Source organism: Actinoplanes sp. G11-F43 (genome assembly GCF_050589265.1).
GTDB lineage: Bacteria > Actinomycetota > Actinomycetes > Mycobacteriales > Micromonosporaceae > Actinoplanes.
Map to the genome: position 1 here is coordinate 10985 of NZ_JBNZCE010000003.1, position 21823 is coordinate 32807.

At 70.0% G+C, this 21823-nt stretch carries 17 protein-coding genes; 7 read left to right on the forward strand and 10 right to left on the reverse strand.

The genetic code is table 11. The annotated features are described in order from the left end of the window. The first annotated feature begins 10 nt into the window (after window positions 1–10). Both ACQ0O7_RS01955 and ACQ0O7_RS01960 read left to right on the forward strand, forming a co-directional pair. Window positions 11–1333, forward strand: a complete 1323-nt coding sequence (locus ACQ0O7_RS01955; RefSeq protein ID WP_430779978.1) for an ABC transporter substrate-binding protein — start codon at window positions 11–13, stop codon at window positions 1331–1333. Continuing rightward, the gene (locus tag ACQ0O7_RS01960; RefSeq protein ID WP_430779979.1) at window positions 1330–3363 is read left to right on the forward strand and encodes an alpha-galactosidase; all 2034 of its coding nucleotides are present in this window, start codon (window positions 1330–1332) and stop codon (window positions 3361–3363) included. The genes ACQ0O7_RS01955 and ACQ0O7_RS01960 overlap by 4 nt, the downstream gene beginning before the upstream one ends. Before the next feature lie 373 nt (window positions 3364–3736). Here the strand turns inward: ACQ0O7_RS01960 and ACQ0O7_RS01965 are convergent, their stop codons facing one another. The 3 genes from ACQ0O7_RS01965 to ACQ0O7_RS01975 are packed head-to-tail and all read right to left on the reverse strand — an operon-like array spanning window position 3737 to window position 6784. Further along, window positions 3737–4465, reverse strand: coding sequence for a ferredoxin reductase (locus ACQ0O7_RS01965; protein ID WP_430779980.1), 729 nt, complete (start codon window positions 4463–4465; stop codon window positions 3737–3739). Further along, entirely contained in the window at window positions 4435–5034 is a 600-nt protein-coding gene (locus tag ACQ0O7_RS01970; protein WP_430779981.1) for a sulfite oxidase-like oxidoreductase, read from the reverse strand. Before ACQ0O7_RS01970 ends, ACQ0O7_RS01965 begins: the two co-directional genes overlap by 31 nt. A 31-nt stretch (window positions 5035–5065) precedes the next feature. Beyond that, window positions 5066–6784, reverse strand: a complete 1719-nt coding sequence (locus ACQ0O7_RS01975) for a S8 family serine peptidase (protein ID WP_430779982.1) — start codon at window positions 6782–6784, stop codon at window positions 5066–5068. 127 nt (window positions 6785–6911) lie between these two features. Here ACQ0O7_RS01975 and ACQ0O7_RS01980 point away from each other — a divergent pair, with 127 nt between their 5' ends. Next, window positions 6912–7346: a nitroreductase family deazaflavin-dependent oxidoreductase gene (locus ACQ0O7_RS01980; RefSeq protein WP_430779983.1), complete on the forward strand. Its 435-nt coding sequence runs from the start codon at window positions 6912–6914 to the stop codon at window positions 7344–7346. Here ACQ0O7_RS01980 and ACQ0O7_RS01985 read toward each other — a convergent pair. The 4 genes from ACQ0O7_RS01985 to ACQ0O7_RS02000 are packed head-to-tail and all read right to left on the reverse strand — an operon-like array spanning window position 7333 to window position 11203. Then, window positions 7333–8529 (reverse strand): adenylosuccinate synthetase, encoded by a 1197-nt coding sequence (locus ACQ0O7_RS01985; RefSeq protein WP_430779984.1) that lies wholly within the window; start codon window positions 8527–8529, stop codon window positions 7333–7335. The genes ACQ0O7_RS01980 and ACQ0O7_RS01985 overlap by 14 nt on opposite strands. Next, window positions 8526–9482, reverse strand: a complete 957-nt coding sequence (locus tag ACQ0O7_RS01990; RefSeq protein ID WP_430779985.1) for a hypothetical protein — start codon at window positions 9480–9482, stop codon at window positions 8526–8528. The genes ACQ0O7_RS01985 and ACQ0O7_RS01990 overlap by 4 nt, the downstream gene beginning before the upstream one ends. Before the next feature lie 9 nt (window positions 9483–9491). Next, window positions 9492–10457, reverse strand: coding sequence for a molecular chaperone DnaJ (locus ACQ0O7_RS01995; protein WP_430779986.1), 966 nt, complete (start codon window positions 10455–10457; stop codon window positions 9492–9494). After that, complete coding sequence (locus ACQ0O7_RS02000) at window positions 10454–11203, reverse strand: NUDIX hydrolase (RefSeq protein ID WP_430779987.1); 750 nt, start codon at window positions 11201–11203, stop codon at window positions 10454–10456. The genes ACQ0O7_RS01995 and ACQ0O7_RS02000 overlap by 4 nt, the downstream gene beginning before the upstream one ends. A gap of 228 nt (window positions 11204–11431) precedes the next feature. On the opposite strand from ACQ0O7_RS02000, the gene ACQ0O7_RS02005 reads away from it, so the two are divergent. Beyond that, window positions 11432–13849 carry an IPT/TIG domain-containing protein gene (locus tag ACQ0O7_RS02005; RefSeq protein WP_430779988.1) on the forward strand — a complete coding sequence of 806 codons (2418 nt, stop codon included), beginning with the start codon at window positions 11432–11434 and terminating at the stop codon, window positions 13847–13849. Window positions 13850–13906: 57 nt separating this feature from the next. Here ACQ0O7_RS02005 and ACQ0O7_RS02010 read toward each other — a convergent pair whose 3' ends face one another. Continuing rightward, complete coding sequence (locus ACQ0O7_RS02010) at window positions 13907–14197, reverse strand: DUF1540 domain-containing protein (protein WP_430779989.1); 291 nt, start codon at window positions 14195–14197, stop codon at window positions 13907–13909. Between the two features lie 357 nt (window positions 14198–14554). Between ACQ0O7_RS02010 and ACQ0O7_RS02015 the strand changes: the two genes are divergently transcribed. Continuing rightward, a complete protein-coding gene (locus ACQ0O7_RS02015) occupies window positions 14555–16450 on the forward strand; it encodes a hypothetical protein (protein ID WP_430779990.1) in 1896 nt (631 codons plus the stop codon). Window positions 16451–16512: 62 nt separating this feature from the next. Here the strand turns inward: ACQ0O7_RS02015 and ACQ0O7_RS02020 are convergent, their stop codons facing one another. Both ACQ0O7_RS02020 and ACQ0O7_RS02025 read right to left on the reverse strand, forming a co-directional pair. Next, a complete protein-coding gene (locus ACQ0O7_RS02020) occupies window positions 16513–17199 on the reverse strand; it encodes a hypothetical protein (protein ID WP_430779991.1) in 687 nt (228 codons plus the stop codon). Between the two features lie 202 nt (window positions 17200–17401). Beyond that, complete coding sequence (locus ACQ0O7_RS02025) at window positions 17402–18439, reverse strand: IPT/TIG domain-containing protein (RefSeq protein ID WP_430779992.1); 1038 nt, start codon at window positions 18437–18439, stop codon at window positions 17402–17404. A 413-nt stretch (window positions 18440–18852) separates the two neighbouring features. Between ACQ0O7_RS02025 and ACQ0O7_RS02030 the strand changes: the two genes are divergently transcribed. Continuing rightward, complete coding sequence (locus ACQ0O7_RS02030; RefSeq protein WP_430780322.1) at window positions 18853–20046, forward strand: IPT/TIG domain-containing protein; 1194 nt, start codon at window positions 18853–18855, stop codon at window positions 20044–20046. A 96-nt stretch (window positions 20047–20142) separates the two neighbouring features. Then, window positions 20143–21816, forward strand: a complete 1674-nt coding sequence (locus ACQ0O7_RS02035) for a S8 family serine peptidase (RefSeq protein ID WP_430779993.1) — start codon at window positions 20143–20145, stop codon at window positions 21814–21816. Window positions 21817–21823 lie beyond the last annotated feature (7 nt).

Genomic DNA, 21823 nt, shown 5'->3' on the forward strand with positions numbered 1-21823 from the left:
GCGTCCACCCATGCGATCACTCGGCATTCTGCTGACCTCGGCACTCGCCCTCGGAGCCTGCTCCTCCGGCGGCGACGACACCGCCACCGGCGAGGGGACCGGCGCGGCCAGCTGCGCCCCGTCGTCCGGCCCGGTCGAGCTGACCTACACCACCTGGATCCCCGGGATCGAGAACGTGGTCAAGCTCTGGAACGACAAGAACCCGAACATCCAGGTCAAGGTGCAGACCGGCCCGAACGGCAACGGCGGCACCTACGCCAACTTCTTCAACCAGCTGAAGGCCGGCAACGCCCCCGACCTGGGCCACATCGAATACGACGCGCTGCCCAGCTTCCGGGTCCAGGACGGCCTGACCAACCTGGCCGAGTGCACCGAGGTCACCGCCGCCAAGGACCAGTTCGTCGACTGGACCTGGGGCCAGGTCACCTTCGGCGAGCAGAACTCGGTCTACGGCATCCCGCAGGACTCCGGCCCGATGGCGATGTTCTACCGCAAGGACCTGTTCGAGAAGAACGGCATCGCCATCCCCACCACGTGGGAGGAGTACGCCGCCGCGGCCGAGAAGGTGAAGGCCGCCGGTGGCTACATCACCAACTTCTCGCAGAGCGACATCAACCAGTTCGCCGGGCTCGCCTGGCAGGCCGGCGGCCGCTGGTTCGCCAACGACGGCGACAAGTGGACGGTGAACTTCGGCGACGAGGGCACCACCAAGGTCGCGAACTACTGGCAGGACCTGATCAGCAAGAAGCTGGTCTCCAGCGTGCCGCCGTGGACCACCGAGTGGGACAACGCGTACAACAAGGGCAACGCCTGGACCTGGGTCTCCGCCGTGTGGGGCGCCAACTCGATCATCTCCGGCGCGCCGGACACCTCCGGCAAGTGGGCGGTCGCCCCGATGCCGCAGTGGACCGCCGGTGGCACCTCGGCCGGTAACTGGGGCGGCTCCTCGACCGCCGTCTTCAAGACCTCGAAGCACCCGTACGAGGCCGCGAAGTTCGCTCTCTGGCTGAACACCGACCAGGAGGCGCTGACCGCCCTCAACAAGGAGGCCCAGCTCTACCCGGCCACGAAGTCCGGAGCCACCCTCCCGGCGCTCACCGAAGGCGTAGAGTTCTACGGCGGCCAGAAGATCTACGAGGTGTTCGCGACCGCGTCCACCCAGGTCGCCGCCGACTTCGTCTGGGGACCGACGATGACTGACACGTACGCATCCGCGTCCGACGGCTTCAAGGGCGTCGTCTCGGGCACCGGCACGCTGTCCGACGCGCTCAAGACCGCCCAGGGCAAGACCATCGAGACGCTGAAGTCTCAGGCCATCCCGGTCGCCGAGTGACCGTGTTCCACCTGCGCGCCGCGGGCACCAGCCTTGTGCTGGACGCCCGCGGCGTCGCGCCGTCGATCCTGCACTGGGGCGCCGATCTGGGCGATGTCGACGTCGAGGCCTGGGCCGACGCCATGGTTCCGGCTGTGCCGCCGAGCTCGATCGACGTACCCCTGCGGTTGTCCCTTCTGCCGTCGCTGACCGAGGGCTGGAGCGGCCGGCCCGCGCTGGCAAAGACCTCTGAGCTACGGCTAGCCGAACATCAGACAGGTAACCGCTCCATCGCCGTACGGTCGGAGAGTGCCACCGCCGAGGTCCTCAGCGAGCTGAAACTGTCCTCCGAAGGCGTCCTGCGGGTTCGGCACACGCTGACCAACCGTGGCGACGCCGACCTCGCGGTCCCCGGCCTGGACGTGCTGCTCCCGATCCCGGACGAGGCCGCCGAACTGCTCGACTTCACCGGCCTGTGGTGTCACGAACGGCAGCCCCAGCGGCTCCCGCTGCGGCACGGCGTCTGGTCCCGGGAGAGCCGGCACGGCCGTCCCGGTCACGACGACGCGTTCCTGATGGTGGCCGGCGAGCCCGGCTTCGCGTTCCGCACCGGCCGGCTGTGGGCCGCCCACCTGGCGTGGAGCGGCGACAAGCGGATCTGGGCCGAGCGCTCGGCCCTCGGCTACGGCGTCCTGGGCGCCGGTGAACTGCTCGCCCCGGGTGAGGTCACGCTGGCACCGGGGGAGACCTACGAGAGCCCGTGGCTGATCGCGGTCTACTCGGAGACCGGCCTGGACGGGGTCTCGGACCGGCTGCACCCGTGGATCCGCCGGATGTCCCCGCTGCGGATGCCGCGCCCGGTGGTGCTGAACACCTGGGAGGCGGTCTACTTCGACCATGACCTCCCGGTCCTCAAGGAACTCGCCGACGCCGCGGCCGAGGTCGGGGTGGAGCGGTTCGTCCTGGACGACGGCTGGTTCACCGGCCGCCGTGACGACCGGCGGGCCCTCGGCGACTGGTTCGTCGACGGCACGGTGTGGCCGGACGGCCTGCACCCGCTGATCGCGCACGTCCGGGAGCGGGGCATGGAGTTCGGCCTCTGGGTCGAACCGGAGATGATCAGCCCGGAGTCCCGGCTGGCCGCCGAGCATCCGGACTGGATCCTCGGCGGCGGCACCGGGCCGACCTGGCGTCACCAGCGGGTCCTCGACCTGGAGAAGGCCCACGACTACCTGCTGGAACGGCTGACCGCGCTGCTCACCGAGTACCCGATCGCATTCCTCAAGTGGGATCACAACCGGGATCTGCTCACCCCCGGTGACGCGCACCGGCAGACCCGGGCGCTGTACCGGCTGCTGGTGGCTCTGCGGACGGCCTTCCCGCATGTGGAGATCGAGAGCTGCGCCTCCGGCGGAGCCCGGATCGACCTGGGTATCCTGCCGCGGGTCGACCGGTTCTGGACCTCGGACACCAACGATCCGCTGGACCGGCAGTCGATCCAGCGCTGGACGTCGGTGGTGGTGCCTCCGGAATTCCTCGGCGGGCACCTCGGCGACGGCGTCGCGCACGTCACCGGGCGTACCTCGGCGCTGGGGTTCCGCCTGGCCACCGCCCTGTTCGGCAGCGCCGGCATCGAATGGAACCTGACGAAGGCGTCGCCGGCCGAGAAAGCCGACATCGCCGCGTGGATCGCCGAGCACAAGCGGCTGCGGCCCCTGCTGCACACCGGCCGGGTGGTCCGCGCGGACACTCCCGACCCGGCCCAGCAGTTGCACGGGGTGGTCGCTCAGGACCGTTCGCATGCGGTGTTCGCACTGGTCACGGTCGGTACCCCGGCGGCCGCCCTGCCGCCGCCGATCCGGTTCCCGGGGCTGGACCCGGACCGGCTCTACACGGTCCGCCCGATCGGTGTCCCGCCCCGGGTGATGCAGGACGCCCCGCCTCCGTGGCTGGCGGACGGGGTGACCCTGCCCGGCCGGGTTCTCACCTCGGCCGGCCTGCCGGCCCCGCTGCTGGTCCCGGACCAGGCCCTCCTGCTGGAGCTGACGTAACCCCGCGTGCCGCGTAACGGTGCGTTCCGCACCACAACGCGGCACGCGGTCGGGGTTGGGGCCTGATGTGCCGCACAGCGGTGCGTTTCGGACCGCAGCGCGGCACGCGGTCGGGGTTGGGGCCTGGTGTGCCGCACAGCGGTGCGTTTCGGACCGCAGCGCGGCACGCGGTCGGGGTTCGGACCTTGTGTGTCCCGTAGCGGTGCGTTTCGGACCGCAGTGCGGCACGTGGTCGGGGTTCGGACCTTGTGTGTCCCGTAGCGGTGCGTTTCGGACCGCAGTGCGGCACGCGGTGGGTGGGGGTGGGTGTGGTGNGACTTGCGGGGCGGAGCGCCCCGCAAGTCACCACACGAACGCCTGCGCGCGGCCCGGGTCAGGCGCCGCCGAAGCGTTCCGTGCGGACCTTCTTCGGGTCGTGGCCGAGCGCGACGAGCATGTCGGCCACCACCTCGACGAAGGTGTTCGGGCCGCAGACGAAGCAGTCCGGTTCGAAGTCCGGCGGCCAGGCGTGCGTGTTGACCACCGCGACGTCGATCCGTCGCGGCGCGACCGGCCAGCCCTCCGGCACCTCCCGGCTGTAGACGAAGTGCACGTCCAGCCCGGGATCGGAGACGGCCCGGCGGCGCAACTCGTCGGCGTACAGCACGTCGGCCGGGGTACGGACCGCGTAGATCAGCCGGAACAGCTGCCGTCCGCGGGCCCGGATCATCGCCATCAGCGGGACGATCCCGGAGCCGCCGGCGATCAGGGTCACCGGGGCCGTCGACTCGGCGCGCCAGACGAACCAGCCGCCGATCGGGCCGCGGACCTCGATCTGATCGCCGGGTTCGACGACCTCGGTGAGGTAGGGCGACACCTCACCGTCGTCGAGGCGCTGCACCGAGATCTCGACGGGATGCACGGCGGACGCGATCGAGTAGCTGCGCTGTGCCTGGTATCCGTCCGGCGCGGTGAGCCGGACGTCGATGTGCTGACCGGGCAGGTGGCCGCTCCACTCCGGGATGTCGAGCACCAGGGTCCGGGCGGTGCCGGTCTCCTCGCGCGTCTCCCGGACGGTGGCCGCCTGCCAGGTCAGTCGCCGTGGTACCGCTGCTCTTGCCACGGGTCTCCATACATGTGGTAGCCGGCTTCCTCCCAGAACCCGGGCTCGTCCTCGTGCATCATCCGCAGCCCGTCGACCCACTTCGCGGACTTCCAGAAGTAGAGGTGCGGGATCAGCAGCCGGGCCGGGCCGCCGTGCTCGGGATGCAGGGGCTCACCGTCGTACTCGTAGGCGATCCAGGCCTTGCCGTCGAGCAGATCGTCGAGCGGCACGTTGGTGGTGTAGCCGCCGTAGCTGTGGGCCATCACGTAGTCGGCGGCGGTCTCCACGTCCTCGAAGAGGGTGTCGAGGGCGACGCCCTTCCACCCGGTGCCGAGTTTCGACCACTTGGTGACGCAGTGGATGTCGACCGTGACGTCCTCGGCGGGCAGCGCGGTGAACTGTTTCCAGTCCCAGGTGTGCTTCTCGCCGGTCTCGGTGACGATGGTGAAGTGCCAGCGGTCGAGGGGGATCCGTGGCGTCGGCCCGGCGGACAGCACCGGGAAGTCGTGCGCGAGATATTGACCGGGAGGCAGGTCGGGCGACGGTTCACGCCGCCGCCCGCCGAAGCCCCGCGAGATGATGCTCATGAGGTACGAGTAAACCGCACCGCTGTCACGTTCAGGCCTTGACCGTTCCGCTGGTCACACCGGCCACCGCCGTGGTGGAGGCCAGCACCACCCGGTAGCTGCCGCCGGCCACCAGCCCGGTGATCTTGCGGCTGGCCGTGGCGGAGTAGGACTTCGCGGTCGTCCACTTGCCCTTGACCAGGCGCTGGAGGGTCATCTTCTGCCCGGTCGCGCCGGTCACCTGGACCGTGATCGCGCCCTTGCCGGACTTGGTGGCCTTGACCACGGCCTTGACCGTGTAGGTGGTGCCGGACGAGGCCTTCTCGACGGTGTCCGACTCGGGGACGGTCAGAACGACCTTGAACGCGCCGGTCGCGGTGTGGGCGACGGTGTATTCGCCATCGTCGTCGGTCATCCCGGTGCCACAGGACGTCTTCGTCCCGACGGTGACGCAGGCTTCGACGTTCTGGCCGGTCAGATCCTCGAAATCGGATCCGGTGGTGACGTGGAAGGTGGTCCGGGTCTTCGTGCCGTAGGTGATGGTGCGCGCGGAGTATTCGGTGGTGACCTCGGGGATCACGCGCTCGTCCCCGTCCCCGTCTCCGTCTCCGTCTCCGTCTCCGCCGAGCGACTCCAGGGCGGCCGCCGCGTCGACGCGCCCGTTGCCGAAGTCCTTGTCGAACCCGGCCGTGCCCAGGTCGACGGCGGTGCTCTCCAGGGTCTTCTCGATCTCGTCCGGGGTGATCTCCGGCTGGTACGCCTTGAGCAGCGCGGCCACCGCGGCCACGTGCGGCGCCGCCATCGAGGTGCCGCTCGCCTTGCGGTATTCGCCGCCCGGCCAGGTGCTGAGGATGCCGCTGCCGGGCGCGGCCACGTCCACGTAGTCGCCCCGGTTGGAGTAGTACCCCACGTGATCGTTGACGTCGGTGGCGGCCACCCCGATCACTCCGGGGTACGCCGCCGGGTACGACGGGGGGCTGCCCTCCTCGCGTTCGTTGCCGGCCGCCGCGATCACCGTGACGCCCTGCTTGCGGGCGTAGTCGACGGCGGCTTTCTCGGCGGCGGTGGCGGTGTCCCCGCCGAGTGACAGGTTGATGATGTCGGCGCCGTTGTCGGCCGCCCAGACGATGCCCTCGGCCTCGTCGGAGACGTCGCCGCCGCCTTCGGCGTCGAGCACCTTGACCGGCAGGATCCGCGCGTCCGGGGCGATGCCGGCGATGCCCGCGCCGTTGCCGGCGATGGCCGCGATGGTGCCGGCCACGTGGGTGCCGTGCCCGTTGTCGTCGGTGTCGCCGCCCGCGGTGTCCGCGATCGCGTCGTATCCGGGCAGGACCTGTCCGGCCAGGTCGGGGTGGTCGCCTTCGACGCCGCTGTCGATCACGGCGATCACCACGCCGTCGCCGGTGCCGGACTTCCAGGCGGCCGGCACATTGATCTTGTCGAGGTCCCACTGCTGACCGCGGAGGGTGTCGTCGCCCGACGGCACGTCCAGTGCGTGGACCCGGGCGTCGACCTCGACCGCGACCACGTCGTCCCGGGTCGCGGCGGTGGCGGCGATCCGGGCGGCCTGCGCCGTGCCGGTGACCGTGCGCACCGAGAACGTGGGTCTGCCGGTGGCGTCCAGGGTGGTGGTGACCAGTCGCACCGGCGGCCCGGCCGCGTAGGAGACCGGGCTGAACGCCTGGCTTCCGGTGGGCAGCGCGAACACACCGACCGCCGCCGCGGTGATCGCGGCCATCCCGCCCGCGAGGAGACTCCGCCGTGCCCGCATCCGCGTCCCACCCTCCGTAGTGGGCCGCACAGGTGTGCCCGGCCCGTGTCGACAAAGGTGGGGCCGGCGGAGTGCGGAGCGGGCTCACGCGGGTTGCGGTCCGGGTGCGCGAGGTAGGGTCGGGACCATGCCGTTGACGGGTGAATACGCTCCCAGTCCCTCCGACTGGGCTCGCGAGCAGGCGGAGAAGTACGAGGCCACCGGCGGTGCCGAGGCCAACGAGATCATGGGTCGGCCGATCATCGTGCTGACCAGTGTCGGCGCGAAGAGCGGCCAGCTGCGCAAGACGCCGCTGATGCGGGTCGAGCACGACGGGGAGTACGCGCTGGTCGGATCGCTCGGCGGCGCCCCGAAGAACCCGGTCTGGGTCTACAACCTGCGGGCGAACCCGCGGGTCGAGCTTCAGGACGGGGAGGTGAAGCAGGACTACATCGCACGGGAGGTCTCCGGCGCGGAGCGGGACGTGTGGTGGGAGCGGTCGGTGGCCGCCTACCCGCCGTACCAGGAGTACACCGAGAAGACCGGCCGGGAGTTCCCGGTTTTCGTGCTCAGCCGGTCCTGATCTTCTTGTCCGAGCTGGCCGGGCCGTAGGATTCGACAAGCACCGGAGCGTCCAGCAGGGTGGAGATCGCACCGCACCAGTCCTCGGGGCGGTGCGTCTCCGCCGGCCGGGCGCCCGCCAGCGCCACACCCAGGCGTTCCTGGTGGCCGAGGTCGCGGAACGGTCCCGGTTCGATCCGGGTCCAGATCTCACCCCCGATGGTGTACGAGGTACAGACGCGCAGTCGCGGGCAGCGGTCCGGGACGTCCAGGTGCGTGATCGCCAGCGCGTCGACACCTCCGGACACCTCCACCGCGTAGCGATGCGCGACCGCGTCGAAGTGGCCGGTGCGGAAGGCGCCCTGCCACGGGTCCCGCCCGTTGTGCCGTTCCGGCAGATCCAGCCCGGCGTCCTCGGTGACGAAGGGGCCGGCGCCGTGCCGGGTGGTGTACGTGCGTACCACCCCGAGTCTTTGAAAGTCCTGGCACAGCTCCGTCACGTTGCCGAACGTGGTGGTCGACCAGGTGGTGTGCGGATGCCAGCCGCGCCACTCGTCGAGCAGCACCCCCTGGGCGCCCTCGAAGACGCACGGGCCCTCGGCCAGCAGCCGGGCGGTGAAGTCGCCGCCGACGATCCGGACCGTCTCGCCGAACGCGGTGAAGGCGTCCACCACGTCGTCGAGCGGCACCTCGTGGTCGTCGTAGAAGTCGCGCAGGGCGGCGAACCGGCGGCGCAGGCGTGCGGGGGAGAGGACGTCATGGACCCGTGGCGCGTCCGGGTGCTCCACCGCGTACGCCATCGTCTCGCCCACCCCCATCCCGCACGAACCGTGCCGGGAATCGCCCCGCGCGATCTCCCGGCGCCGGTTCGCTCTGCGATGCCACGGAGTGGCGAGCAGCGCATCCCCGTCCACCGTGAGCAGGTGGTAGGGGTTGCCGAGCGCTGCCGCCTCACCCGCCAGCGCTAGCGGGTCCACGACCGTGAACCGCGTCAGGTGGGTCGGCACCCCGCGCAGTGTGCCCGACCCGAACTGGGCGAACGTGTGGTGCCGTCCGTCCTCGGTGACGACGTTGTGCGCGGCCTGCGCTCCCCCGTTGAAACGCAGGACGGCCCGCCGGTCCTCCGCCGCGCAGAGGGCGTCCACCACGGTGCCCTTGCCGGCGTCGCCGTAGCCGAGATCGACGACGGCCACGTGATCGGTCACAGTCGCTGGTTCCCGCCCGGACCGCCGGCGATCTCGAAGGTGGACCGGACCACCGGCGTACGCTGCAACGGCGCCAGCGCCCGCTCCACCGAACCGCCGGCCCGGGAGCCGACGTCGGTCAGGTCGGAGATGCCCTCGTCCAGATCGATCGCGTCCTCACCCAGCCCGACGGTCAGCGCGATCGTCTCGCAGACCGCGTCCAGGTCGTCCAGTTCGAGGACGTTCTGCCCGAGCAGCTTGCGCCAGCGGCCCAGCACCTCGCGGTCGCCGCTGTGGTGGGCCGCGGTCGGCAGGATGTAGTAGACGTCGTACTTGCGGCGCAGTTCGGTCAGGATGTCCTCGGTGGAGATCGGCTCCGGCAGGTCGTCGCCGATGACCGCCTTCACCTCGCGCGGCTTGACCCGCGGGTACGGCAGCTCGTCGCCGATGATGAACAGGTAACCTCGCCGGCCCCGGTTCACCATCGAGTCCAGCAGCGTGTGCCGGGCCATGAAGTAGAGCGCCAGCTCGTACGACTCGTGTTTCTGGCCCCCGCCGCCGCCCTCCAGGACGATCCGCTCCAGGTGCTCGTCCATCCGGTTGTCCGACTCGAACTGGCCGACCTGCAACGGTGCCCGGTCACAGGTGGCGTCGCCGATCGCGCCGAACATGATCTGCGGGTCGACCGCGTAGCTCTTGCGGGTCAGCAGCCCCAGCAGTTGCGGCAGCTTCGTCTGCAGGACGCGTGGCACGTTGCCCATCGAACCGGTGACGTCGAAGAGCACGGCGATCGGCGTACTGAACGGGTGCTCGTCGCTGTCCCGGCTCTCCCGCATGAACACGCCGTGCGGGCTCAGGTCCGGGTGGACCGTCCGGGCGCCGCCGTCGCTGTACGCGAACGCGCTCGTCCCGGAGGCCGCGCGGTAGTTGGCGGCCGCCGTGTAGACGTCGGTGGACCAGTGTCCGCTTCCCATTTTGTCCTCCTAAGGAACGAACGGCCGGAACTTGCGCGGGCCGTAAAGCCGGTGAATCAACTCGTCGAACTCGCCCAGCAACGCCCAGGCGTCCTGGGGCCGCATGCGCGGCGCGTCGTACATGCAACCGGCGGCGAAGCGCCGCAGTGGGGCGGGCATCCGCGGCCCGATGAGCCGTGTCATCAGGCCTGTCGCCATGTAGATGTCGGTGGCGGGACCGGCGAGTCGGTCGTTGAGCACCTCCGGCGGATAGTCGGACAGTCGTGCCTTCACTATCGCCGCCGGTCGATGTCCCGCATAGCACCAGTCGACCAGGACCAGACCGTGTTGCTCCGGGTGGATCAGCACGTGCTCGGGCAGGATCGCGCCGTGCGTGACACCGGCCCGGTGCGCCCAGCCGAGCGCGGTCAGCAGCCGCCGCCACATCCAGGCCACGTCCCGCGGGTCCCGCTCCTTGAGCCCGACCTCGGCGAGAGTGATCATCTCGGCCTGGTACTCCATCACGTTCACCCGGCGCCGGTGCCGCTGCCCGTCCTCGCAGATGAAGCTCTCGATGAGCCGGGGCGCGTACGCCCGGAACTTGGGGTCACCCTCGCTCCACAACCGCCGCAACGTGGCCGCCTCGGTCTCCATCAAGTCGTTGTCGACCGCGCTGCGCGGCACCTTGATCAGCACCGACCCGTCCACATACAGCTCGGCCAGGTCGCCGCTGGCCTGGAGGTGGTCCATCCGGTACGTCCGGCGCCGCCCGTGCAGCACCGGCGCCCGCTCGGCACGTTTGTAGAGATGTGCCAGCTTCGCGAAGGCGTCCGTGGCGGTCGCCTGCCGGGCGACGCCCACGGTGTCCGGGTGGACGAGCTTCGCCCACTTCTTGAACGCCCGCTTCTCGCCCAGCTCCCGGAAGTCCCGCGCCGCGGAGATGCGGGCCACCGCCTCGTCGAACGACAGCGTCTCGATCCTGGCCGTACTGATCATCGCACTCGGTCCTCCCTGGTCGGCCGGAGCAGCGCCGGGTGCAGCAACCGGGCGTCTCCGGCCCGGTACAGCTTCGCCTTCGGCCCGCCCCGCTCCCCGCCCTTGGCCGTCGTCCCGCCGGTGCTCTCCACGAAGCCCGGGACCGACAGCACCTTCCGGTGAAAGTTGCCGGCGTGCAGCTCCTCGCCCCACACCGCCGCATAGACCTGCCGCAACTCGCCGATGGTGAACTCGCCGCCGGTGAAGGCGGTGGCGAGAGGCGTGTACTCCAGCTTCGAACGGGCCCGCTCCAGCCCGTCCGCGAGGATCTCGTCGTGATCGAAGGCCAGATCCTTGGCCTCGTCCACCGGCACCCAGTAGGCGCGTGCCGCGTCACTGCCGGCCGTCGGCTCGGGCAGGCTCGGCGCGAACGCCAGGTAGGCCGCCGAGACGACCCGCATCCGGGGGTCACGGCCCGGATCGCCATACGTCTGCAGCTGCTCCAGATGGACCCGGTCCAGGTCGCCCTCGCCCGGGGTCAGGCCGGTCTCCTCGGCCAGCTCCCGCAGCGCCGCCTGGTCGAGCGTCTCGTTGCGGACGAAGCCGCCCGGCAGGGCCCGCTGACCGGCGAACGGCTGGTGACCCCGCTCGACCAGCAGGACGGACAGCTTGCCGTCGCGGATGGTCAGCGCCACGACATCCACCGTCACGGCGACCCGCGGGTAGTCGTCGGGGTCGTACCGCGCCAGGAAGGTCGCCTCGTCCATGCGGTCCATCTCTTAATGAGTCCTTCTCCATATGAGTCTTACTTTGTTTGAGTCTTACTCGATCTGAGTTCAACCTAGCGCGAGCCGCGAGCATCGTCAACATGATGGATCAGCCTGGTCCGACTTATACGGTTATCTCTTAGTTGAGACCGTTTCGTCATTACGCTTCCGGCGGGCGGCCTGCTCTGGCCAGCCCCACCCCACGCTCGGTCGACGAAAGGCCCTCGCATGCCCAAGATCCGGAAGAAATCCCTGGCCCGAGCCCTCGGCGCGGTCACCGCCTCGGTAGCCACCGCAGCCGCCGCGGTCGTGGCCGGTGCCCCCGCCTGGGCCGGAACCGCCACCCCGACACTCGCCACCCTCGGCGCCACGGTCAAGGTCGCCGACCCCAGCCTGGCGAACGTACCGGCGCCCGGGGTCCTGCTACGAGCCGACGCGTGTGGGACAAGCACCTATGCCACACCAACCGCGACGGTGCTCGCGGGTGAACAGATCGCCAAGGTCAGCGACGGCCTCACCTTCCGGGTCCCGGCCGCGGTGCCGCTCGCCGTCAACGGCGCGGCGAAGAACTACAACGTCTGCGTCTACCAGAGCGCGACCGTCGGCGCCCAGCCGATCACCGCGGCCAACGCCCCGCTGACCGTCTACCAGCCCTCCTCCGCCAGCCCCGCCACCGGTGTCAGCGGCGTCTCCACCACCATCTCGCTGAGCGCGCTGAGCACCCTCTTCAGCGGTCTCGTGACACCCGCCGCGCTGTTCACCACCGGCACCTGCCCCATTACCTACAACGCGTCGAACGGCACCGCGGCCACCGTCGTGAAGACCGGCCTGGCCAACACCAGCGCCAGCGTCACCGCGCCGGCCGGCCTGGCAGCCGGCACGTACAGCGTGTGCCTCTACTCCGGAACCGGCCTCACCGACACCCTCCTCAGCGTCGCCAACTACGTGTCCACGCTGCCGCAGGTCACACTGAGCAGCGCGAGCGGGCCGTACGACGCCACCAACGGGATAACCCTGGGCAGTGGCACCACCAGCCTGTTCAGCGGCGTCTCCGCACCGGGCGTCCTGTTCACCAGCACCGCCACCTGCCCGGCCGGCTACGACGCGAGCGCGAACACCACCTTCGCGGTCCCGGCCTCCGGCATCCGCAAGCTCGCCGCCAACCGCCTGGCCGTCACGGTGCCGAAGCTTCCGCTCGCCGCCAACCGGCAGCCGGCCACATATCAGCTCTGCGTCTACGGCGGAAGCGCGGCCGACTCGGCGCTGCTCTCCGCGGCGCAGTACGTCTCGACCGTCCTGGCCAACCCGGTATCGATCACCCCGGGCGCCGGTCCCAGCACGGGTGGCACCACCATCACCGTCAACGGCACGGACTTCCCGACCGGCGCCGGCTCGATCAGCGCCACCCTCGGCGGGGTTCCGCTGCTCGACGTCACCCCGGTCAACTCCACGTCGTTCACCGCGACCCTGCCGTCGCGCGGCGCCACCGAGACCGCGCCGCTCGTCGTCACCACCCCGGCCGGAACCAGGGCGCTGCCGGGCGCCTTCGCCTTCCGGGACGCTCTCAAGCTGCTCACCAACACCGCGCCCAACACCACCCCGACCGTCGACGTGGCGGTGCAGGGCTCCAACTTCCTCAGCCGGCCGTTCGGGACCGGGGGCAACTCCTCGCGGATCTTCCTGGTCCGCGGTGAGTACAACGGCATCGAGTCGTCCAGCGGGGTCCGTTCCAACGGCCCGGTCTCCGAGTGCGAGAACGTCCTGGTCATCAGCGACACCGAACTGGTGTGCACGCTGCGCCTGAACCGGCGCCTCGGTACCGATCTGCTTCCCCTCGACCCGGTCGGCCTCGTCCAGTCACTGACCAGTGATCTCGGCACCATCGCGGGCAGCCGCCTGGTCACCTCGCTCGGCAAGGTCTTCACCCGCAACGACATCGGCCAGAAGATCGTCCAGACCACCGGCACCGCGGCCATCCCGGCGAACACCACCATCAAGCAGGTCCTGGCGCCGGGGCTCGCGCTCCTGTCGGCGCCCGCGACGGCCACCGTCGCCACGATCGGCGCCGACATCGGCGGCATCGTCAACACCATCGCAGGCGGCCTGCTCACCACCAACGGCAGCAACGTCGTCTCGCTGGCCACCGGCACCCTCGGCAAGGCCGACATCGGCCGGGTCCTCAACAACGTGACCGGGATCCCGAACGGCACCACCATCACGTCGGTCGCCCCGAACGGCCTGACCGCCACCCTCTCCGCCAACGCCACCGCCAGCACCGGCGGAACCCTCTCCATCACCGGCACGACCGGCAGCAGCACCAACGTCACCGGCACGTTCACCAGCGCCGACGTCGGGGCGATCATCGGCACGAACACGCTGAACATCCCGCCCGGCACGAAGATCGCCTCGCAGACCGGCACGGCAGCGGTTCTGTCCGCGGCGGCCACCGCCACCGCGACGTCGGCCACGAGCACGCCGGTCGAGCGCCCGGTGACACTGAACCTGTACCCGGCCGTGCCGGTGCAGGAGGGCGCCTACAACCTGACCATCGTCAGCAACGGCGCGCCGAACGCCGCCACCGAGGACCCCGACTATCAGCAGACCGCCGTGACCAGCGGTTCCACCTTCACCGTCGGCGCATTCTGACCGATACGCGAAAAAGCGCCGTCCCGCTCAGGCGGGGCGGCGCTTTCCCGTCGGTGCTCAGGCGTGCTCGTAGGTGAGACAGTCCGCCTTGTCGGCGGAGGCGCCCACGGTGATCGCCGGAGCGCGGCACTCCAGGTTGTCGTTGTACTTGCAGTCGGCCCGCTTGCAGGCGCCGACCTGGGCGGTGGCGATGCCCATTCCGCCGGAGAGCCCGGCGCCCGCGAAGGTCCCGCAGGCGGAGTTGCTCTCGCTGATGGTGATGGCGAACGCGGTGCAGCCGTCGTGGTTGTACCCGCAGTCGGTGACGGTGCAGGTCTGCACGCGCGGCATGTTCATCATCTGAGTCACGATGTTCTCCTTCGACCGGCAATCGTTTCGCCGTCATCGAATATAACCATTACTCAGATGCCCTACACGTTTCAGGGGTCACATTTCTGAGATTCCCAAAATTGTAAGGCAAGGCTTACTTCCGTCAATTTAGCTAACCCATACCTAATGCATTCCTGATGCTTATCGGTCATCGTCGAAGCCTGGCAGCGTAGTCCCGGCACCGGTTCCCGTCTGACATATGGGTATGTTTTCGACTCTACCCTGACGAACCGGTCGGAATCGTTACGCTTCCCGCGAGACGGCCCGGCGCCACCGACGCGTGCGGGCCCACCCATTCCACAGACGCGGTTCCTGGAACCCGTAGGAGGACCTCGCATGCGCAAGTCCCGTAACAAAACCGGCTCCCGGGCACTCCGGGCCGGTGTCGCCGTCACGGCGACGACCGCCGCCGTGGTGGCCGGAACCGCACTGCCCGCCTATGCCGCGGCCTTCGTGCTGAGCACGACCCAGATCTCGGCGACCGGTGGCACCCCCGTAACCCTCTACGGCGGGTCGGCCCTGGCCGGCAAGGGCGTTCGGTTCGTCCCGAACGCGACGACCTGCCCCACCGCCTACGACACGGTGGACGCGACCTCGCCGGCCGCGGGCGCGCTGGTCGGCTCCACCACCAAGGCGTGGGTGTCCAGCCCGGCCGGGCTGACGCTGGGCTCGACCTACAAGCTCTGCCTCTACGCTGACGCCGCCTCCGGGGCGGCCTACGCCACCGACTCCACCACCGACACGATGGTGGTGGTCAACATCGGCAACCTGAGCACGACGACCGGTAACGCCAACTCGCGCCCGACGATCTCCGTCACCGGCGCGAACTACGCGACGAACGCGACCTTCGCCTCGCAGTTCATCTCCGGGGCCACCACCTGCCCGACGACGTACCAGGCGACGGGTGTCGCCAACATCGCCGCCGCGACGTCGCGGACCTCGGCGACCTCGGTCACCGTCACGGTGCCGACGCTGGTGGCCGGAACGCCGTACCTGGTGTGCACCTACAACGGGTCGACGGTCAACTCCAGCACCCTGCAGATCCGGGCCAGCAGCACCTTCACCACCGCCCCCACCCCGGCGCTGCCGGCCGCGACGATCAGCCCGGCCAGCGGTAGCTCCGGCGTGGCGACCAACATCCTGGTGAACGCCCCGTCGACCAACACCTCGCTGTTCACCGGCACGCCGGAAGTCCTGATCACCCGGAACAGCTGCCTGACCACCCGGCCCACCAACGCGAGCCTGATCACCCCGGCCGGCTGGGAGACCACCGCCGCGGCGACGACGAAGATCACCAACGCCAAGCTCGCGGTGGCGGTGCCGACCTCGACCGTCAACGCCCACGGTGACGTGACCACGCCGTACAGCGTCTGTGTCTACGCCTCCAACTCCAGCGGCTCCGCGCTGCTGGCGTCGCCCATCACCTACGCGGTGGCCCCGCTGCTCACCGTCGCCGACGCGACCACCCGGTTCCAGGTGGGCTCGCAGGTGAGCCCGACCACGACCGCGTCCGGGCCGTCGCAGGGTGGCTCCACGATCACGGTCACCGGTCTCACCGGTATCCCGTCGCAGGCCTCGGTGGACGGTGGTGCCACTCTCGCCGCCACGCTGGGCGGTAGCCCGCTCACCGGGATCAAGGTCATCGACGCGACCTCGTTCACCGGTGTCACCTCGGCACGTGCGCCCGGTGTGGTGAAGCTGGCGGTCACCACGGCGGCCGGCACGGTCACCGCTCCGACCGCCCGCTACACGTACACCTACGGCATCACCACCGTGCCCAACACCGCGACGCAGGGCTCGGCCCCGGTGCTGGACATCACCGGTGCCGGGTTCAGCGCTCTCACCTTCGCCGACCCGACCTGCACCGGCGGCCCGCCGGTCACCTCCTGCGCCACGCCGGCGGCGGACAAGTCCTACGTGCTGCTGACCGACAACTCGTGGAACGGCCAGACGTTCGGGGCCTCGGTTCTGGCCTGGAACAGCACCCACACCGGCACCGCCTTCTGCAGGAACGTGCTGCCGATCAGCGACGAGGAGCTGATCTGCACGATGGATCTCGCCAACAAGATCGACGCGGTCGCCGGCACCAGCCCCTTCGCGGCCACGCTGAGCGGCACCGCCGTCCCGGCCGGGACCTACACCGTCACCGTCGTGAACGACGCGGACGGCCTGGAGAGCGGTGAGTTCTCGATCCAGTCGAGCGGCTCGACCTTCACGGTCGCCCCGTTCTGATCTGAGCACTGAACCAGCAGTGGCCCGGAGCATCCGCTCCGGGCCACTGTTCTTGTCGCGTCTCAGTCCATCGCCGACCAGCTCTTCTCCAGGGCGGCGACCGCCTTGTCCCGGGACGGTTTGCCCTTCGGGTCGACCACGATCGCCAGGACGCTCTTGGCGTCGGTGGTGCGCCAGCACATCAGCAGATTCTTCCGCTTGGCCGGCGTGGGGTTGGAGCTGAACTGGAAGGTCTGTGAACAGGAGGCGTCCCCGTGCTTCTTGATCCCGCCGGCCACGTAGGCCAGCTCGGACTGGCCGGTGAGGTCCTTGCGGGCGGTCACGATGCGCACGATCCCGCCCTCCTTGAGCGAGCCCTTGGTGGTCCGCTTGACGTCGTCGGTGTCCTCCACGCTCTGTTCCCGGAACGGGCGCTGCACCTTGACGCCGCTCTCCGCCATCTTCCGCCGCGCCTCCTTGATCTCGTCCACCACCTTCTGCGGCAGTGGTGATCCCGAGGCGTCGGTGGTGGGGACCGGCGAGGGCGTGGTATCGCCGGGTTTCTGATCCAGTGGTTCGCTGATCCGGACCGCCTGGTTGACCGTCTCGGACGGCGCCGGCTTGTCGGCGTCCATGATCGCGGACGTGGTCAGATAGGCCCCGCCGCCGAGCAGCGCGGCCAGCCCGGCCACCCCCGCGGTGACGCGTTTACGGGTGTTCCTCGGGCGGGCCGCGGCCGGTGGTGTGGTGGGTTCGCTGCCGTCGGTCATATGGTTTGTCTCCCTGTTTTCGCTACTGCGGAAACCTGTCGTCAGGCCATCGCCTCCATCGTCGCAATGCCGATGGCGGGCCGTGCCGAAACCGCTGACTAATGGCGGCGAACTCGGCCCGGCCACCATTCTTTCCACCAATACGCCGAGAGGGGCGAATGGCCGAAGCCATCCGCCCCTCTCGGCGAGAGACTGCTGTTCGTCAGCTGGTCAGGTAGGTGAAGTTGCTCTTCTCGCTGAGCGGGCTGGTGCCGTTGTTGGCGCCGACCACCACGACCGGGCAGACACCGGCGTAGGTGCTGGCACCCAGGCCGCTGGCGTTACCACCCACGTTGGTCGGGGTGGTGACGGTCAGCACGGTCGCGGTCGCCGCCGTCACGACGCCGGGAAGACCGCAGAAGTTGACGGTCCAGTCGCCGACTGTCGTGCCGAAGTTGGTTCCGGTGATCTTGACTGTGGTCGCGGTGTTCGACTTGCCGGACGTGACGTCCAGCGACGTGACCGTCGGAACGCCCACGATGGTGGGGTTGCCGATGTCCGTGCTCTGGAACGTCTTGGAGACGCCGTTCTGCGAGATGGTCAGGGTGGGGGTCGCGTTGGCGGCCAGCGCGGTCGCGGTCTTGGCGATCCAGAAGTTGCCCGGAGTGCCCGCCGCGCTGTTGGCCTGCGCCGTGCCGTCCGGTGCGACGAACCCGACGGTGGTCAGCGGTTTGCCGCCGAACGAGCCGGAGAGGGCGTTGGCGGACAGGCCGCTGAACGTGGTGTTCGCGTCGGCCTTGATCCGGATGGTCTGGCCGCCGGTGGTGGTGAAGTTGGTGACCTGGTTGGCGGCGAGAAGCGTGGAGCTGTTCTCGGTGATGATCGGCTTGGCGGCGGCGAGGGCGGGCGGGTTCACGAAGGTCACCGCGGCGGCCCTGGTGACGGTTCCGCTGTTGGTCTGGTTGATGGTGATGTCGGCGGCGCCGGCCGCGCATCCGTCGCCGGGGTTGGAGCCGGCACCCGGTGTCTTCACCGAGATCGAGGTGGAGCTGCTGACCACGTAGCTCTGCAGGTTGGCGCAGTCGGGGTCGGAGCCGAGGTCGATGCCGGTGATCTGATCCTCGTCGAAGTTGGTTCCGGTGAGGATGATGACCCGGTTGGACGTGCCCGCGGAGACCTTGGCCGGCGAGGCGCCGGTGAAGGTGACGTTGTAGTTCACGGCGGCCTGGGCCGGAGTGCCCATCGCGAGCGATGCGCTCACCACGAGGCCGGCTGCGGCAGTCACGGCGGCCGCACTGCGTCGACGCCTCGATGAGAGAAGCGACATTGGGAGGAGTCCTTCCATGCGTTAGACGACAGTCCGTCCGGTGGCTCACCAAAACGTGGCGTACGAAAGCACCGACGTGACTGAGAGTGTCCTCAGACTAGCCACGCGTGTGTGGTTCCGAGACGATTTCGAGGCTTAAGTGAGCCCGTCTCGGACGTCAGCTCTGACTCTCCGTCACCAGTGGTCGACTTCTGTCACGGCGGTGGCGCAAAGCCGAGATCCGATCGTTTTCCGTAGCTAGGCTGTGTTGCTGCTGATTCGGGGGGATTGTCATGCATTTCAGTCGTACCGCTGCACCGCAGCGCCCACTCCGCCGTACCGGACGGTCCGGTCTCGCCGTGACCGCGATGTCCGCGCTCCTGGTGGCCGCGGCCGGGGCCCCGGCGAGCGCCGCACCGGCGGCGATGACCTTGAGCAGCCCGGCCGGGCCGAGCGGCGGCGGCAACATGGTCGTCGGCACGCTGACCGGAGCCGGGGTCAAGGCCACCACGTTCCCGGCCGGGACGCTTCCCACCGTCCAGTTCCAGTATGTCGGCGGCCCTGTCTCCGGGTGTGCGGCCATCGCCCAGGAGATGGCCGAGATCAGCGCCGAGGGCGCCGTCGCCACCGGCGGGGTGGTCCAGGTCAGCCCCCTCGACGTGCGCCGGATCTCCGGGACACGGATCGCGTTCAAGGTCCCGTCCACCGACTATCTGGGCAACAACATCAACACCGGCGGTCTGGTGCTGACCGAGGACCAGATCACCGCCAAGTGGAACGTCTGTGTCTACGACTCCGACTCCACCGCCAACAGCAGCCTGCTGGCCGCCTCGACGTACACCCTGGTCCGGCGGCCGACGATCACGTCGATCGTGCCGGCCAGCAGCCCGGCGTCCGGCGGCCAGACGATCACCGTCAACGGCACCGGGTTCACCGCGGTCAACACCCCGATCACCGCCTCGATCGGCGACGTCCCGCTCACCGACATCGAGGTGGCCCCGAACGGCGCCAGTTTCACCGCGACCACCGGGCCCCGGGCCGCCGGTTCCGGGCTGCTGCTCACCGTGACCACCGCGGGCGGCTCGGTGAACAGCATCGACCCGGACAACGACATCAACACCAACGACAACCCGATCACCTTCGAGTACAGCAACGGCGTCCGGGTCCTGCCGAACACCGCGCCGGCCGGATCCGTGCTCACCGTCTATCTGACCGGCGTCGGGTTCTCCCAGCTCACCTTCGTGGCCGGGCCGCCGACCAGCAACAACGCGCACATCTTCCTGGTCGCCGGGGCGTATGACGCGGCGAACAACCGCGGGGTCGCCGAGTGCCGGGACGTCACCGTCCTCAACGACACCGAGCTGGTCTGCACCCTGAACCTGGCGGGGAACCGGCTGAGCCCGACGACCAGCGCGCCCCTGCCGAACACGACGATCGCCGACAACGCCTATCTCCTGACCGTCGTCTCGGACGGTGGGCTGGGCGCCGGCTCCGGACCCGGCAGCCAGGCCAATCCGTCCGTGGTCAGCACCGGCGCGACCTTCGTGGTGGCTCCGTACTGACGTCCTGCTCCCCAACGGCAACCCGGGAAAGGATCGCGCCCCGACCCGTACCGCCGATGCTGCTCCTCGACCGTGAACGGGAGAGGAGGCGCCGGGATGAGGGCTCAGCTGTATCGTTCGGCCGCCGGGGCCCTGGGACTAGCCGTCGCGGCGGGCACACTCGCTCTGCCCGCCGCCGCGGACGCCGCGTCCCGCACCGTGCGCGTGGTCACCACCACGCTCGACGGCGACGGGCGGCCGGTGTTCACCGTCGCCGAGGTGACCGAGCGGGCCGTGCCGAGCATGCGGCGGGCCGCCGGCGTGGTCGACGTCGAGGTGGACGCGCCGATGTACGCGCTCGGCGTGCCCACCGGCTCCGACCCGTACCGCGCCCAGCAGTGGAGCCTCGCCAGACTCCGTACCACCGAGGCCTGGAAGAGGTCGACGGGCGCGGGCGTCACCGTCGCGGTGATCGACACCGGGGTGGACGCGTCGCACACCGATCTGCGGGCCGCCGTGCTCGCCGGATACGACGCCACCACCGGCCGGGCCGGGGTGAGCCGGGACGCCAACGGGCACGGCACCCACGTGGCGGGCACGATCGCCGCGGTCACCGGCAACGGGACCGGGATCAGCGCGGTGGCGCCGGACGTCCGGATCCTGCCGGTCAAGGTGATCGGGGACGACGGCGAGGGCGCCGCGTCGGACACCGCGGCGGGCATCGTCTGGGCGGCCGACAACGGCGCGCAGATCATCAACATGTCGCTGGGCGGCCCGGTCCAGGTCTCCGCGGTCAGCAGCGCCATCGCGTACGCCCGGGGCAGGGGCGTCACCGTGATCGCGGCAGCGGGCAACGAACGTACCGCCGGAAGTCCGGTCTCCTATCCCGGCGCGGACGCCGGGGTGATCGCGGTGGCCGCCACCGACTCCGCCGACCGGGTGGCCCCCTACTCGAACGCCGGCTCGTATGTCGACGTGGCCGCGCCGGGCAGCGCGATCCTGAGCACCTGGCCGGGTGGCGGCTACCGGCAGTCCAGTGGCACCTCGATGGCCGCGCCGCACGTGGCGGCCGTCGCCGCGCTGCTCAAGGCCTTCCAGCCGGACCTGACGCCGGACCGGATCGAGTCGGCCCTGGAGAGGTCGGCGGCCGACCTGGGGGCCAAGGGGTTCGACCGGGACTACGGCTACGGCCGGATCGACCCGGTGGCGGCGCTGACCGCGGTGACGCCGGTGACGCCGCCCAGCGATCCGCCCGCCACCGGCACGGCGCCCCGGCTCAACCCGCTGATCACCACGAACGTCACCAAGCGGGAGGTCGCCTACGGCACGAAGACCTCGACCACCTTCACCGTACGGGTCTCCGGCACCGTCTGGGCGAACAAGCCGGTGCAGCTGTGCGTGGACGGCGACTGCTCGGACACCACGACCACCTCGTCCGGAACCGTGGTGGTGAACCGCCCGGCGACCGGCGCCGTCACCCTCCAGGTGCGGATGGCCGAGTCCGCCACCACCCTGGCCGCGTCCTCCCCGGTGGCGACCTGGACGGTCCGGGCGACGGTCAGCGCGAGCCGCACCGCCCGCGGCGCGATGACGGTGACCCTGAACGGGGTGGACGGGCAGACCGTGCAGGTCCAGCAGTACGCCGCCCCGCGCGGCTGGGAGACCGTCGGAACGTATCCCGCAGTCGCGAAGATGCAGGTCACGGACCTGCGAGTGGGGCAGAAGCACCGGGTGGTGGTCCCGGACAGCGCGACTCTTCTGGGCGCTGCGAGCAACGCCGTGACGGGCTGAGGAGGCT